This window comes from Nocardioides sp. GCM10028917, assembly GCF_042666175.1.
GTDB lineage: Bacteria > Actinomycetota > Actinomycetes > Propionibacteriales > Nocardioidaceae > Nocardioides.
This window is the reverse complement of sequence record NZ_JBHTFL010000008.1, coordinates 328,927-343,734: the sequence shown is the minus strand read 5'-3', so window position 1 is coordinate 343,734 and position 14,808 is coordinate 328,927. Positions and strand designations below refer to the sequence as shown.

At 73.1% G+C, this 14,808-nt stretch carries 12 protein-coding genes; 10 read left to right on the top strand and 2 right to left on the bottom strand.

Features of this window, described 5'->3' with window-relative positions:
- The first annotated feature begins 121 nt into the window (after nucleotides 1-121).
- From ACFQW6_RS18140 to ACFQW6_RS18115, 6 genes are read left to right on the top strand one after another with little or no spacing between them, the layout of a single operon-like run.
- Nucleotides 122-1,546 carry a uracil-xanthine permease family protein gene (locus tag ACFQW6_RS18140; RefSeq protein ID WP_378548597.1) on the top strand — a complete coding sequence of 475 codons (1,425 nt, stop codon included), beginning with the start codon at nucleotides 122-124 and terminating at the stop codon, nucleotides 1,544-1,546.
- Nucleotides 1,543-2,409: an FAD binding domain-containing protein gene (locus ACFQW6_RS18135; protein WP_378548594.1), complete on the top strand. Its 867-nt coding sequence runs from the start codon at nucleotides 1,543-1,545 to the stop codon at nucleotides 2,407-2,409. Before ACFQW6_RS18140 ends, ACFQW6_RS18135 begins: the two co-directional genes overlap by 4 nt.
- Nucleotides 2,406-2,957, top strand: a complete 552-nt coding sequence (locus tag ACFQW6_RS18130; protein WP_378548591.1) for a (2Fe-2S)-binding protein — start codon at nucleotides 2,406-2,408, stop codon at nucleotides 2,955-2,957. Before ACFQW6_RS18135 ends, ACFQW6_RS18130 begins: the two co-directional genes overlap by 4 nt.
- Nucleotides 2,954-5,365: an aerobic carbon-monoxide dehydrogenase large subunit gene (gene cutA / locus ACFQW6_RS18125; protein ID WP_378548588.1), complete on the top strand. Its 2,412-nt coding sequence runs from the start codon at nucleotides 2,954-2,956 to the stop codon at nucleotides 5,363-5,365. The genes ACFQW6_RS18130 and cutA overlap by 4 nt, the downstream gene beginning before the upstream one ends.
- On the top strand, nucleotides 5,362-6,012 hold the full coding sequence (locus ACFQW6_RS18120; RefSeq protein WP_378548585.1) for a carbon monoxide dehydrogenase subunit G: 651 nt from the start codon (nucleotides 5,362-5,364) through the stop codon (nucleotides 6,010-6,012). Before cutA ends, ACFQW6_RS18120 begins: the two co-directional genes overlap by 4 nt.
- Nucleotides 6,009-7,403 (top strand): amidase, encoded by a 1,395-nt coding sequence (locus ACFQW6_RS18115; RefSeq protein ID WP_378548583.1) that lies wholly within the window; start codon nucleotides 6,009-6,011, stop codon nucleotides 7,401-7,403. Before ACFQW6_RS18120 ends, ACFQW6_RS18115 begins: the two co-directional genes overlap by 4 nt.
- Here ACFQW6_RS18115 and ACFQW6_RS18110 read toward each other — a convergent pair.
- A complete protein-coding gene (locus tag ACFQW6_RS18110; protein WP_378548581.1) occupies nucleotides 7,355-8,044 on the bottom strand; it encodes a GNAT family N-acetyltransferase in 690 nt (229 codons plus the stop codon). The genes ACFQW6_RS18115 and ACFQW6_RS18110 overlap by 49 nt on opposite strands.
- An 11-nt stretch (nucleotides 8,045-8,055) precedes the next feature.
- Nucleotides 8,056-8,217 carry a hypothetical protein gene (locus ACFQW6_RS18105; RefSeq protein ID WP_378548579.1) on the bottom strand — a complete coding sequence of 54 codons (162 nt, stop codon included), beginning with the start codon at nucleotides 8,215-8,217 and terminating at the stop codon, nucleotides 8,056-8,058.
- A gap of 188 nt (nucleotides 8,218-8,405) precedes the next feature.
- Between ACFQW6_RS18105 and ACFQW6_RS18100 the strand changes: the two genes are divergently transcribed.
- The 4 genes from ACFQW6_RS18100 to ACFQW6_RS18085 all read left to right on the top strand — a co-directional run bounded on the left by ACFQW6_RS18100 (nucleotide 8,406) and on the right by ACFQW6_RS18085 (nucleotide 14,389).
- Nucleotides 8,406-8,978, top strand: a complete 573-nt coding sequence (locus tag ACFQW6_RS18100; protein WP_378548576.1) for an OsmC family protein — start codon at nucleotides 8,406-8,408, stop codon at nucleotides 8,976-8,978.
- Between the two features lie 74 nt (nucleotides 8,979-9,052).
- Complete coding sequence (locus ACFQW6_RS18095; protein WP_378548573.1) at nucleotides 9,053-10,363, top strand: flavin-containing monooxygenase; 1,311 nt, start codon at nucleotides 9,053-9,055, stop codon at nucleotides 10,361-10,363.
- On the top strand, nucleotides 10,360-11,529 hold the full coding sequence (locus tag ACFQW6_RS18090) for an NAD(P)/FAD-dependent oxidoreductase (RefSeq protein WP_378548570.1): 1,170 nt from the start codon (nucleotides 10,360-10,362) through the stop codon (nucleotides 11,527-11,529). Before ACFQW6_RS18095 ends, ACFQW6_RS18090 begins: the two co-directional genes overlap by 4 nt.
- A gap of 91 nt (nucleotides 11,530-11,620) precedes the next feature.
- The gene (locus ACFQW6_RS18085; protein ID WP_378548567.1) at nucleotides 11,621-14,389 is read left to right on the top strand and encodes an ATP-binding protein; all 2,769 of its coding nucleotides are present in this window, start codon (nucleotides 11,621-11,623) and stop codon (nucleotides 14,387-14,389) included.
- Nucleotides 14,390-14,808 lie beyond the last annotated feature (419 nt).

Genomic DNA, 14,808 nt, shown 5'->3' with positions numbered 1-14,808 from the left:
CCGAGAACTTGTCAGCGACTGCGGCGTTCCTTCGGCAGATGTCGCCAGTGAGGGTGTGAGATGGACCGCACTAGTTTGTGGCTTCTCGGGTAACCACCCCGTCGAATCTGGAGGCCTGCACATGTCGATGTTCAAGTGGGAAGTGGTCGATCCCGCACCGGGGCAAGCAGTGCTGCCGATGCAGCGCCTGCCGTGGGGCAAGACGATCGGTCTCGGTGCCCAGCACGTGGTCGCCATGTTCGGCGCCACCTTCGTCTTCCCCCTGGTGATGGGGCTCGACCCCAACCTCGCGATCCTGTTCTCGGGCTTCTGCACCATCCTGTTCCTGCTGATCGTGCAGAACCGGGTGCCCAGCTACCTCGGCACGAGCGCGTCGTTCGTGGCGTCGGTGGCAGCGATCCGCGCGCTCGACGAGGGCAACGACTCGTCGTACGTCACCGGCGCGATCCTCGTCGGCGGCCTCGTCCTCGCCGCCGTCGGCGTGCTCGTGCACTTCGCCGGCGCCCAGCTCATCCACCGCATCCTGCCGCCGGCGGTCACCGGTGCGGTCGTCATGCTGATCGGCTTCAACCTCGCTCCCGTCGTCGCCGGGATCTACTGGCCCCAGGACCAGTGGATCGCGCTGCTGACAGCGGCCTTCATGGTCTTCGCGGCCGTGGTGCTCCCCGGCTTCTGGTCGCGCATCGCGGTCCTCCTCGCCCTGATCTTCGGCTACGTGCTGTCCTGGCTCGCCGACCTCGTCCTCGGTCCCATCACCTCCGTCCTCGGCGGCGCCACCGAGGCGACCGAGCACGACCGCGTCTCGTGGGCCGGCGTCGAGGCCGCCAACTGGATCGGCCTGCCGAGCGGCACCCTCGCCGACGGCGTCTCGGTCGTCCACGGCCCGTCGTTCTCGCTCACCGCGATCCTGCTCGTCCTGCCCGGCGTCATCGCGCTCGTCGCGGAGAACACCGGCCACGTCAAGGCCGTCGCCGAGATGACCGGCCAGGACCTCGACCCCTACATGGGCCGCGCGATCGGTGCCGATGGCATCGCGACCGCCTTCTCCAGCGCGTTCGGTGGCTCCCCGACCACGACGTACGCCGAGAACATCGGCGTCATGGGCGCGACCCGGGTCTACTCCTCGGCTGCCTACTACGTCGCTGCGCTGGTCGCCATCCTGCTCGGCCTCTGCCCGAAGTTCGGCGCGGTCGTCAACGCGACGCCCGGCGGCGTCCTCGGCGGCATCACGGTTGTCCTGTACGGGATGATCGGCCTGGTGGGGGCGAAGATCTGGGTCGAGAACAACATCGACTTCGGCAACCCGGTCAACATGGTCGGCCTCTCCGCGGGCATCATCGCCGGCATCGGTGGCGTGACGCTCACCTTCGGCGACGACTTCGAGCTCGGCGGCATCGCCCTCGGCACGATCCTGGTCATCGTCTTCTTCCACATGGTCAAGGGCCGCGGGAGCGACGGCTCCGGCACCGTCACCCGCAACCTCAGCCACCCCGACTACGACGAGGGCGTCGACGACGCGGCCTCCGGAGGCACCCACAAGCGATGAAGCCCGCACCCTTCGCCTACCTGCGACCGTCCACCCTCGAGGAAGCCCTCGCGGCGCTCGCGGGGGAGCAGGGGGCGAAGGTGCTGGCCGGTGGTCAGTCGCTCGTCCCGCTGCTCTCCATGCGGCTGGCCGCTCCCTCGATGCTCGTCGACATCAACGCCCTCCCCGGCCTCGGCCACGTCCGCGTGGCCGAGGACGGGGTCAGGGTGGGGGCGCTTGCGCGGCACGCCGAGGTGCTCGCCTCGGCCGAGGCCGCGCAGGCCCAGCCGCTGCTGGGCATGGCGCTGAGCCACGTCGCGCACCCGACGATCCGCAACCGCGGCACCACCGTCGGCTCGATCGTGCACGCCGACGCCGCGGCCGAGATGCCGATGGTGCTGCGGCTGCTGGAGGGATCGGTCGACGTCGCGTCGGTGCGCGGTCGTCGTACGGTCCCGGCAGCGGAGCTGTTCGCCGGCCCCCTCGAGTCGACCCTCGCCCACGACGAGATCGCGGTCGAGGCGTTCTTCCCGGGCCTCGCGCCCGGGGCCGGCGTCGCCTTCCAGGAGATCGCCCGGCGCCACGGCGACTACGCCCTCGTCGGCGTCGCCGCCCACGTCGAGACGGACGGCGAGGCCATCACCCGCGCCCGGGTGGGCTTCGTGTCGGTGAGCGACGTCCCCGTCGTCGTCGACGTCACCGACGCCGTCCAGGACCCGGCGGGCGACCCAGCCGCCACGGCCCTCGCCGAGCTCGACCCCGCCGAGGACATCCATGCCACCGCCGCCTACCGGACCCACCTGGTGAAGGTGCTGGCGCCGCGGGTCCTGGCGGCCGCGACCGACCACGCCCGTTCGCGGGCAGGAGAGGCGATCCACCCGTGACCACCGAACAGCTCCACGACGTACGCCTGCACGTCAACGGATCCGTCCACGAGGTGCAGGTGCCGGCCCGGCGCCTGCTGTCCGACGCGCTGCGTCACGACTGCGGGCTGACCGGCACCCACGTCGGATGCGAGCACGGCGTGTGCGGCGCGTGCACGGTGCTGGTCGACGGCACGCCGATGCGCTCGTGCCTGATGCTCGCGGTCTCCGCCGTCGACGCCGAGATCACCACGGTCGAGGGGCTGACCGAGGACGACGGTTCCGCCCAGGGTCGGTTGAGCCCGGTGCAGCAGGCGTTCTCCGACTGCCACGGCCTGCAGTGCGGCTTCTGCACGCCGGGCTTCCTCACCACCATCACGGCCGGCCTGCGCGAGACGCCCGACCCGACCGAGGACGAGGCCCGCGAGATGATCGCCGGCAACCTCTGCCGCTGCACCGGCTACCAGAACATCGTGAAGTCGGTGCTGCGCGCCAGCGAGATCGTGGCCGAGCGTGCCGCTGGTGACGGGCGCGGGGCTCCCTCAGGGACCGACGGGAGCGAGCAGTGACCACGAAGATGTTCGGCGCCAAGGTGGCGCGCGTCGAGGACCAGCGCTTCCTGCGCGGCCAGGGTCGCTACGTCGACGACCTCCTCACCGACGACCCACGGCTGCTGCACTCCGCCGTGCTGCGCTCGCCGCACGCCCACGCGCGGATCGTCGACATCGACGTCTCCGACGTGCTCGACCTCGAGGGCGTCGTCGCCGTGTGGACGTGGGACGACCTCACCGGTCCGATGGCCGAGCCGCTCCCGCTGCTCATCCCGCACCCGACGCTGACCCACGGCCGCACCCAGTACGCGCTGGCCAAGGACGAGGTCAACTACGTCGGCGAGGCGATCGCCTTCGTCGTCGCCGTCGACCGCTACGTCGCGGAGGACGCCGTGTCCCGGATCCGCGTCGACTACGAGTTCCTCCAGCCCGTCGTCGGCATCGCCGCTGCCCGGGCGGCGGCGACGGCCGTGCACGACGACGTGCCCGACAACGTGGGCGCCCGCATGGAGCAGGAGAACGGCGACGCCCGTGCGGCCATCGCCACGGCGCCCCACACGCTGACCCTGGACCTCGACGTCGAGCGCTCCGCGTGCACGCCGATGGAGGGGCGCGGCACGGTGGCCCGGTGGGACCCCGACACCTCACGCCTGACGGTGTGGTCCTCGACCCAGACCTCGACCGGCGTGCGGGGCTGTGTGGCTGCGAAGCTCGGCCTCGACCTCGCCAAGGTCGACGTGGTCACCCCCGACGTCGGCGGCGGCTTCGGCGTGAAGATCAACCACCCGTGGCCCGAGGAGCTCCTCGTCCCGCTGGCGGCCATGACGCTCGGGCGCCCGGTGAAGTTCACCGAGGACCGGCGCGAGCACTTCATCTCCTCGGCGCACGAGCGCGCCCAGCAGCACCACGTCGAGGTCGGCTTCGACGACGACGGTCGGCTGATCGGGCTGAACGTGGAGTTCTGGCACGACCACGGCGCGTACACGCCGTACGGGCTCATCGTCCCGATCATCACCTCCACCCAGCTGCTCGGCCCCTACAAGCCGGCCAACTACCGCGTGGTCTTCGAGTCGCTCTACACCAACACCGTCATCGTGACGCCCTACCGCGGCGCCGGACGGCCCCAGGGCTGCTTCGTCATGGAGCGCACGATGGACGCGATCGCGGCCTACCTCGGCAAGGACCGCACCGAGGTGCGCGCGACGAACTTCATCCAGCCTGACGAGTTCCCCTACGAGCACGGCCTGGTCTTCCAGGACGGCCGCGAGCTGACCTACGACTCCGGGGACTACCCGGCCTCCCTCGAGAGGCTCAAGGAGCTCGTCGGCTGGGACGAGTTCGAGGACTTCCGTGCCGAGATGGCCGCCCAGGGCCGCAAGGTCGGCATCGGCCTGGCGTGCTACGTCGAGGGCACCGGCGTCGGCCCCTACGAGGGAGCCCACGTGCACGTCGAGACCTCCGGCAAGGTCAAGGTCGCGACCGGCCTCACCACGCAGGGCCAGGGCCACCAGACGGCGTTCGCCCAGATCGTCGCCGACACACTCGGGGTGCGGTTCGAGGACGTCGAGATCACGACCGGCGACACCCGCAAGATGCCCTACGCGGTGGGCACGTTCGCCTCGCGGGCGGCCGTGATGAGCGGGTCGGCCATCCACCTCGCCGCCCTGCGCGCGAAGGAGAAGGCGCTGCGGATCGCGGCGGAGGCGCTGGAGGCGTCCGAGGACGACCTCGAGATCGCCGACGGGGTCGTGACGGTGCGCGGCACCGACGCCTCCATCGACCTCGGCACCGTGGCGGTCCTGTCCAACCCGCTTCGCTACGCCTTCGACGAGGCGTCCAAGGCCGCCACCCAGTTCTCCGTCGGCGACCCCGGCAAGCCGCCGGTGGCCGAGGACGACGAGCCGGGCCTCGAGGGCAAGGACTTCTACTCCCCGCCGCGCTCGACCTTCGCCAACGGCATGCACGCCGTGATCGTGGAGACCGACCCGGACACCGCGGAGATCACCATCCTCAAGTACGCCGTCGTGCACGACTGCGGCAACCTCATCAACCCGATGATCGTCGAGGGCCAGATCCACGGCGGTGTCGCGCAGGGCGTGGGCGGCGCCCTCTACGAGCGGATGGCGTACGACCAGTCGGGACAGCTGCTGAACGCGTCGTTCATGGACTTCCTGATGCCCTACGTCACCGAGGTCCCGGCGACCATCGACATCGACCACCTCGAGACGCCGTCGCCGCTGAACCCGCTCGGCATCAAGGGCGCCGGCGAGGCCGGCGTGATCCCGTCGGCCGCTGTCTTCGCCGCGGCCATCGAGGACGCCGAGGGCTTCCCGATCATGTCGATGCCCATCTCGCCGTCCGAGCTCTTCGAGCTGCGCCTCGCGCACGCCGACGAACCCCACCCCCTGACCGAGGAGTCCGCATGAAGATCACCGGAGAGGCCACCCTGGTCGCGCCCGTGGAGCAGGTCTGGGACGCGCTGCTCGACCCCGCCGTGCTGGTCCGCACCATCCCCGGCTGCGAGCGGCTCGAGGAGACCGCGGACAACACCTACGACATGACCGTCACCGCCGGGGTCGCGAGCATCCGCGGCACCTACGCCGGCACCTGCAGGCTCAGCGACCTGACGCCGCACGAGTCGCTGAAGATGAACCTCCAGGGTGCCGGCGCCCCGGGCACCGTGGGCGCCGACGTGGCCGTCCGCTTCGAGGGCAATCCCGACGGCACCACGACGCTCTCCTACGACGCCGACGCGGTCGTCGGCGGCATGGTCGGCGGCGTCGGCCAGCGCATGCTCACCTCGGTGTCGCGACGGATGGCCGCCGAGTTCTTCGGCAACGTCGAGAAGGCGATCGCGGGCGGACCGGCCGCTGAGCCGGGTCTCGTGACCGGCGCGAGCGCGCCTTCCTCGACCAGCGGCGGTGACGCACCGACCAGCGGTGGCCAGGTCTTCACCGCTCCCGCCAGGCCGTCCTCCCTCGCGGCGGCCGGCTCCCAGCAGGACTTCCTCCTCGGCGTGGCCGTCGGCGCGGGGCTCGTCGCGCTCGGCGTGCTCCTGGGACGTCGCCGGTGACCGGTCTGACGGTCGACTCCACCGCCCGCGCCCAGGCCGCCGCCGTACGGTCCGGGGAGATCTCGGCGACCGAGCTCCTCGAGCTGCACCTCGACCGGATCGAGGAGCGCAACCCCGAGCTCAACGCGATCGTCTCCCTCGACGCCGAGCGCGCCCGCGCCCGGGCGGCCGTCGCGGACCAGGCGCAGGCGTCGGGCGAGGAGGTGGGTCCGCTGCACGGGCTGCCCTTCGCGGTGAAGGACACCCATGCGCTGAAGGGATGGCGCACGACGTACGGCTCGCCGATCTTCGCCGACTCCGTGGCCGACCACGACGACCTCCTCGTCGAGCGGATCCGCGGCGCGGGCGCGGTGTTCGTCGGCAAGACCAACGTGCCGGAGTTCGCGGCCGGGTCGCACACCTTCAACACCGTCTTCGGCGTCACCCGCAACCCGGTCGACCCGTCGCGTTCCGCGGGCGGCTCGAGCGGGGGAGCGGCGTGCGCGCTCGCGTCCGGGATGGTGCCGCTGGCCGACGGCTCCGACATGGGCGGCTCGCTGCGCAACCCGGCGTCGTTCTGCGGCGTCGTCGGCATGCGGCCCTCGCTCGGCCGCGTGCCGGAGTGGCCGCTCTACAACCAGTGGGAGAGCACGTCCGTCGGCGGCCCGATGGCCCGCAACGTCGGCGACCTCGCCCTGCTGCTGTCGGTGCTCGCCGGTCCCGATCCCCGGGCGCCGCTCGCGCTGGGCGACCCCGGCGCGTCGTTCGCCCCGCCGCTCACGCCCGCGCGCCTCGCCGGGCTGCGGGTGGCGTGCTCGGTGGACCTCGGCGGCTCGCTCGTGGTGGACCACGAGGTCGCGGACGTCGTACGCGCCACCGCGGCGCGGCTCTCGGACGCGGGAGCGGCGGTGGCCGAGGCGCACCCCGACCTGTCCCTCGCCGACGACACCTTCCGGACGCTGCGCGCCTGGCACTTCCAGGCCAAGCTCGGGGGGCTGCTCGCCGAGCACCCCACCTCGTTCAAGGCGTCGCTGGAGGCCAACATCCGCGCCGGGGAGCCGCTGACCGGTGCCGACGTGGCCCGCGCCTACACCCAGCGCACCTCGCTGTCGGAGACGATGCGGCTCTTCTTCGGTGACCACGACGTGCTGCTGCTGCCGACCTCCCAGGTGCCGCCGTTCCCGGTCGAGCAGGAGTTCCCCGAGACGATCAACGGGCAGCAGATGCCCGACTACCTGGCCTGGATGCGCTCGGCCTACTTCATCACCGTCACCGGCTGCCCGGCGATCTCCGTCCCCGCGGGCCGCACCGCTGACGGTCTGCCCGTCGGCGTCCAGCTGGTCGCCCGGCACGGCGCCGACCGTCAGCTGCTCGAGGTCGCCGCTGCCGTCGAGGAGCTGCTCGCCCCCTGACCTGCGAGGGCCAGCACGGCGTGCGGGTTGACCAGCGTCGTCGACGGGGCCGGGCGGAGCTCCCCGCGGCCCTCGAGCAGGCCGTCGGAGAGGAACAGCTCGATGCCGACCCGGGCCAGGACCGCCTCCGACGCGAGGTTGCCGGGCTCGACGGTCGCCTCCATCCACGTGATGCCGCGGGCGCGGGCGACCGTCGTGACGGCGTCGACCAGTGCGGAGGCGATGCCCCGGCCCTGGTGCGCGTCGACCACCTCGAAGGCCAGCTCCCCGGCGTCGGGGGCGGTCGTCAGGTAGCGGCAGATGCCCACGGGCACCCCGTCGACGAGCGCGACCCAGGCGACGTGCCGGTGGCCGTCGACGTCGGCCAGGGCGCGTCGGTGCCCGCTCGGGAGCCGCGGCATCGGGACGAGGAACCGCTGTCTGCGCGACCGCGTCGACAGCCCCTCGAACACCGTCTCCAGGACGGCGACCTCGCCTCCGACGAGCGGGCGGAGCAGGACGGACCCGCCGTCACGGAGCCGGACGTGGACGTGCACGTGGACGGGAACGGGGACGGGAACGGCGTGGACCGGCCGCCCGCCCGCTGCGCCGGTGGTGGGCGCAGCGGTGCGGGGGGCGGCCATGGTGGTGCTGCAGGTCATGGGGATCTCCTTCAGGAACGGATGGCGTGGAGGAATCGGGGCGCGCGCCGGCTCGTCGGCGGGTCCGCCTCGAGCTCGAGCACGCGTGCCATCAAGCGGTCGGGGCGGCGTACGACGGTGCGCAGCTCCCGCTCGCGTGAGGTGGCGAGGACGGTGGTGAGCGTGGGGTGCATGAGCGGCTCCTTGGTCGGTGTCGGACTGGGTGGTCCGACATTGACCCGATGCCCTTCCGCCGGCCTTCCGCAGCCCGTGCCGGCCGGGGAAGGAATCCGGAAGGCGGGGGGAAGGTCCGTCGACCAACCTCGGTGCCACCACCCGCCCCACATGCCGGGTCACCGGCACCGACGCAGGAGAAGATCGCATGAGCACCACCACCGAGAAGGCGCCCCTCAACGGAGTCGACGTCCCGACGCTCTTCGGCACGCGTGACGCCGTGAGGCAGACGAACGAGATCGCGAAGTTCCAGTTCCGGGCCACCAACACCTGGGTGTCCGGGACCCACAGCCGCTCGACGTTCGCCGACTTCCACGGCGCCATGCAGGAGATGCGGCACGCGCAGGACACCGTGGTCGAGTCCGACCACCCGGCCGTGCTCGTCGGCACGGACGTCGCCCCCACGCCGGTCGAGTACCTGCTGCACGCCATCGCCGCCTGCCTGACCTCCGGCATCGCCAACATCGCGGCGGCCCGCGGGGTCCGGCTCACGCACGTGTCGTCGTCCGTCACGGGCGACATCGACCTGCTCGGGATCCTCGGGCTCTCGGGCGGCGCCGTCCGCAACGGCTACGAGCAGGTCAAGGTCACGTTCCGCATCGAGGGCGACGCCGACGAGGCCACCCTGCGCGACATCGTCGACCAGTCCCGCCGTCGCTCGGCCGTCTACGACGCGCTCACCAACCCGACGCCCGTCCACATCGACGTCGTCACCAGCTGAAGAGACACCTCGTGCGGGCGGCCGGCCGGACCACCGGCCGGTCGTTCGCACGAAGAACCTGAAGGGAACCTTGGATGACCACCATCGACACCGTCGTCGTCGGGGCCGGCCATGCCGGCCTTGCGGTGAGCAAGCTGCTCACGGACGCCGGACGCGAGCACGTCGTGCTCGACCGAGGCCGGATCGGCCACCGCTGGCGCACCGAGCGCTGGGACTCCCTGCACCTGCTCACCCCGAGCTGGATGACCCGGCTCCCCGGGTGGAGCTACCGCGGGCCCCATCCGGACGGCTACCTCAGCGTCGGCTCCTTCGTCGGCTACCTCGAGGCGTACGCCGCCTCGTTCGGCGCCCCCGTCGTCGACGGAGCCACCGTGCACGAAGTGGCCGCCGCACCCGGCGACCGCCCGGCACGTCGCTACCGTGTCGTCACCAGCCGCGGCACCTGGCACGCGCGCCACGTCGTCATCGCGACCGGCCCGCACGGGACACCGCACGTGCCGGCCGGGCTGGCCGGCCTCGACACCTCGGGCGTCGACCTGGTGACCTCGAACAGCTACCGCAACCCCGGCCGCCTCGGGACGGGCGGCGTCCTCGTCGTGGGCGCGTCGGCGTCCGGCATGCAGATCGCAGACGAGCTCAACCGGGCCGGTCGCGAGGTGACCCTCGCGGTCGGGCGGCACACCCGGATGCCCCGGCGGCACCGCGGCCTCGACATCTTCTGGTGGCTCGAGAACACCGGACGCCTGGCCCGGACCATCGACGAGGTGGCCGACCCGGTGGCCGCGCGCGGGGAGACCTCGCTGCAGCTCGTGGGCCGTGACGACCCCGAGCGGGCCACCGAGGACCTCGACCTCGGCCGCCTCCAGGAGCAGGGCGTCCGCCTCGTCGGCCGGCTCGACACGGTCGACGGCCGTACGGCTCACTTCCGCGACGACCTCGCCGCCACCGTCGGCGCCGCGGACGCGAACCTGCACCAGCTCCTCGACAGCCTCGACCACTTCGTCGAGCGCATCGGCCTGGCCGGCCAGCTGTGGGACAGCCCGCGGCCCCGTCCCGTGGCGATCGGGACCCCGCGGCGCCGGGTCGACCTGCGTGCCGAGGGCATCGGCACCGTGCTGGTGGCCTCCGGCTACCGCCCCCACCACCCGTGGCTGCGACTGCCGATCACCGGACCCGACGGGACCGTCCGCCAGCACCGGGGCGTGACCCCGGCCGAGGGCGTGTACGTCGTGGGGCAGCGCTTCCAGCACCGGCGCGACTCCGGCCAGATCGACGGGGCACGCCACGACGCCGGGTCGGTGGTCGCCCACCTGCTCGCCGCGAGCGGGGCACGGACGACGGCGAGCGCTGGCTACGGCACCGGACGACGGGAGCCGGCAGCATGAGCACCGTCGACGTCGTCGTGGTGGGCGGCCGGGTCGCCGGCGCCTCCACGGCGCTGCTCCTGGCCCGGGCCGGCCTGTCGGTCGCCCTGGTCGACCGGGGTCGGCGCGGGAGCGACACCCTCTCCACGCACGCGCTCATGCGAGGCGGAGTCCTGCAGCTGTCCCGCTGGGGCGTGCTGGCCGACGTCGTGGCGGCCGGGACACCGGCCGTCCGGCGCACCCTCTTCCGCTACGCGGACGGGGAGGTCGCCGATGTCGCCATCCGACCCCGGTCCGGGGTGGACGCGCTGTACGCACCTCGCCGGCACCTGCTCGACCGGCTCCTCGTCGAGGCCGCCGAGGAGGCCGGCGCGCGGGTGCTGCACGAGACGACGGTGACGTCCCTCCGCCGCGACGGCTCGGGACGTGTGGCCGGCGTCGTCGGCCGTACCCGGAGCGGGGGCCGTGTCGAGCTCGCGGCCGGGCTCACCATCGGTGCCGACGGGATCCGGTCCAGGGTCGCCGAGCAGGTCGGCGCGAGGAGCACGTGGCAGGGACGCACGTCGAGCGCGGTGCTCTACCGCTACGTCGAGGACCCCCTGGGCGACGGCTTCGAGTGGACCTACGGCGACGGCGCCGGGTCGGGTGTGATCCCGACCAACGACGGCGCCTCGTGCGTCTTCGTGGGCACCACCCCGGCGCGGATGCGTCGCCTGCGCCGCCTCGGCGTCGAGCGGGCCTTCGCCGAGCTGCTCGTCGCGGCGGGGCCTGCCGCCGCGGAGCGGGCGCGTGGGCTGCGGCCGGTCACCCCCGTCCGTGGCTGGGCCGGCCTGCCCGGCTACGTTCGCGAGTCGTCCGGGCGCGGGTGGGCGCTCGTGGGGGACGCGGGCTGCTTCAAGGACCCGATCACCTCCCACGGGATCACCGACGCGCTGCGGGACGCCGAGCTGCTCGCCGGGCAGGTGCTCGACTCCCACGCCGGCACCGTCCCTGAGCACGCGGCGCTGGCGCGCTACGAGGAGACCCGCGACCGGCTCTCGCGCGAGCTCCTGGCGGTGACCGAGCGCGTGGCGGCGTACGACTGGGACGCTCCCGGCGTCCGGTCGCTGCTCCGCCGGTTCAGCGCGGCGATGGGCGACGAGGTCGAGCACCTCGAGCAGCTCGACCGGGCCGACGTCGCCGGCTGAGCGCCGTCCGGCCGGACGGCCCCGCGAAATGGCGTCGATCCGGGCACCCGGACCGGCGTAGAGTCGCATCGCTCGCGGCTGGGAGGGTGCGGTGCACGTCGACATCAGTCTCCTCGGAGGGTTCGCGGTCGTCGTCGACGGCCGCGCCGTCGCCGCGCACGCCTGGGCCCGCCGCAGCGCCGCCACCCTGGTGAAGGTGCTCGCGCTCAGGCCCGGCCGGCAGCTGCCCCGTGAGCAGCTGGTGGACCTCCTCTGGCCCGACCTGCTCCTGGAGCAGGCGGCGCCCAGGCTGCACAAGGCCGCCCACTACGCGCGGGCGGCCGTCGGGGTCCCGTCCGCGGTGGTCCTGGCCGGCGACGTGGTCCGACTGCTCCCCGACGCGGAGGTGGCGGTCGACGTCGAGCGCTTCGACCGTGCGGCGGGCGACCCGGCGTCGGTGGGGGAGGCGATCGACCTCTACGGCGGCGACCTGCTGCCCGAGGACCTCTACGAGCCGTGGGCCGACGCCGAGCGCGAGCGCCTCCGCGTCTCCTACCTGGAGCTGCTCCGCTCGGCCGGGCGCTGGGCCGACCTGGTGGCCGCGGAGCCGCTCGACGAGGAGGCGCACCTCCGGCTGGTCCAGCAGCACGTGGACGGCGGCCGCCGCAGCCAGGCGCTGCGGCAGCTCGAGGCGATGGCCCGGACCTGGCGCGGCGAGCTCGGCGCCGAACCCGGCCCTGCCGCCCGTGCGCTGCATGCACGAGCGCAGGCGATGCCGCCGGTCGAGCCGCCGTCCGCGGCGCCGGGTGCGAGCGCGAGCCGGGTGCCGAGGCCGGCGACCGCCACGGTGGGCCGCGACGCCGACGTGGCCGCGGTCCTCTCCCTGCTCGAGGGGCACCGGCTGGTGACGCTGCTCGGCATCGGAGGCGTCGGCAAGACCCGGCTGGCGGCCGAGGTGGCACACGCCTGGGGCCAGGCCACCTCGCGACGGACCTGCTACGTCGACCTCACGAAGGTCGCCGACGCCGGACTCGTCGCCGAGCTCACCGTGAGCGAGCTCGGCATCCGCTCCGGCGACAACTCGAACGTCGTGCAGATGCTCGAGGAGGCGCTCCAGCGCCAGGACCTGCTGCTGGTCCTCGACAACTTCGAGCACGTGGTCGAGGCCGCCGACCTCGTGGCGGAGATGCTGCAGTGGTCCACCGACCTGAGGGTGCTGGTGACCAGCCGGGCGCGGCTGCGCGTCGCCGGCGAGCACGTCCACGAGGTGCACCCCCTCGCGGTCGAGAGCAGCGACGGAACCGGCGGCCTCGCGGACGCTGTCGCCCTCTTCGACCAGGTCGCCACCGCGGTCGACCCGCACTTCGAGCTCGCTCGCCACACCGCGGACGTCGTCGCGATCTGCCGCGCGGTGGACGGCCTCCCGCTCGCGATCGAGATCGCCGGGGGACACCTGCGCACGCTCTCCCCGTCGCTGCTGCGCGAGCGGCTGACCAGCCGACTGGGATCGGCGGCCGGCGCGGGGCGCGACCTGCCCGACCGGCAGCAGACCATCCCGGCGACGATCGACTGGAGCCTGCAGCTGCTCGGTCCGGCGGAGCAGCACCTGTTCGGCCTGTTCACGGTGTTCCACGGCGCCGTGCCGCTGGAGGCGGTGGAGGCGGTGTGGGCCGACGGCGACGTGGTCGACCCGCTCAGCGTCCTGGTGGACCACAGCCTGGTGCGGCGGACGACCGGCAACCGCAACGAGCCGCGCTTCGGGATGCTCGCGCTCGTGCGCGACCACGCCGCCCGGCTGGTCGACGGGGACCGCGAGGCCGCCCGGGCCGCCCACGCGGCGTACTTCTCGTCCTGGCTCGACGACCTCTACGAGCGCCGGTGGACCGACGCGACCTACCGCTGGCTGGACGACATCAGCGAGATGCTGCAGGAGGTGCGGGCGGCGCACACGTGGGCCGCGCGCACCGGCGACCTGCCGCTGACCGCGCGCATCACTGCCGCGCTGGGCGCCTACTGGTTCCTCGAGGGCAACCATGCCGAGGGACTGCGGTGGATCGACGAGATGCTCGCCGTGGAGGGCCGGCTCGACCCCTACATCTCGGCCCGGATCCACCTGGCGGCCGGATTCATGGCGTTCCCCTCCAGCCGGCCCGAGGCCCGGACCCACTGGGAGCGCGCGACCGTCCTGTTCCGCGAGCTGGGGGCGACCCGTCTCGTGGCGTACGGGCTCGCGGTCACCTCGGCGACGTACATCGGCGATGTCGAGCAGACCGGGCTCGCCATGCGGACCAACGACGAGGCGCTCGCGCTGGGGCGTGGCGTCGGCAGCCCCGCGCTGGTCGCACAGGTGCTCAACATCCGCGGCGAGCTGACGCGGGTCGCCGGGCGCGACGAGGAGGCCCGCGAGGCCTACGAGGAGGGCCTGCAGATCTCCGGCGACCTGGGCGACGAGATGTACGTCAGCGTGTTCCTGTCCAACCTCAGCTACCTGGCCGACCACCGGGGCGACCACGAGGAGGCCCGGCGGCTCACCCACCAGGCACTGCGCATCTGCTGGTCGCAGGGCCGGCGGCTGATGGCGGCGTGGACCGTCTCCCAGCTCGCCGGGCCCGAGCACGCGCTGGGCCGCCCCGAGCTGGGGGCCGTGCTCGTCGGCGCGGGCGACGAGGCGTTGCGCGTCCTCGGCGCCCGGCGCCACCCCGGCGACGTGCCCGAGCACGACCGGGTGGTGGCAGCGCTCCGCAGCGCCCTGGGTGACGAGCGGTTCGAGGAGCTGCGCGCCGAGGGCGCGCGGCTGACCCTCGACCAGGTGCTCGCCCGCGTCCTCGACGGCGACGGCGGTGTGGATGAAGCTGTGCACGAACCTGTGGAGAACTGCTGACACCTGGGGACGGTGCGGGCCTGGCTGTGCACGACGCGCCGGAACCCGAAGTATGTCGAAGAAGCCCGCCCAGAGCCCTTGCGGACGGTGTGACGCAGGGCATAGAACTCTCCTTACGCAGCCCCGCAAGGGGAGGCGGGATGGCTCTGGACGTGAGTCCGCACGACGGGAACCGGCACGCCGGGGAACGTCGCAGGCACCAGGTGATGAGGTGGCTGGGACGAACGGAGAGAGCGATCGACCGGGAGCATCACATGACCGGTCACCAGAAGGGCCCTTGGCGCTCATACCGCCGAGGGCCCTTCGCCTTTGGGACTGCACGTACCCCGCACACCCTTCCTCCCCGCGTCACCCGGCAGGTCTTGCCGAGGAAGTGGCGATCCGTCGGCAAACTGTGCCGTGGTCACCGCGGCGCCCGG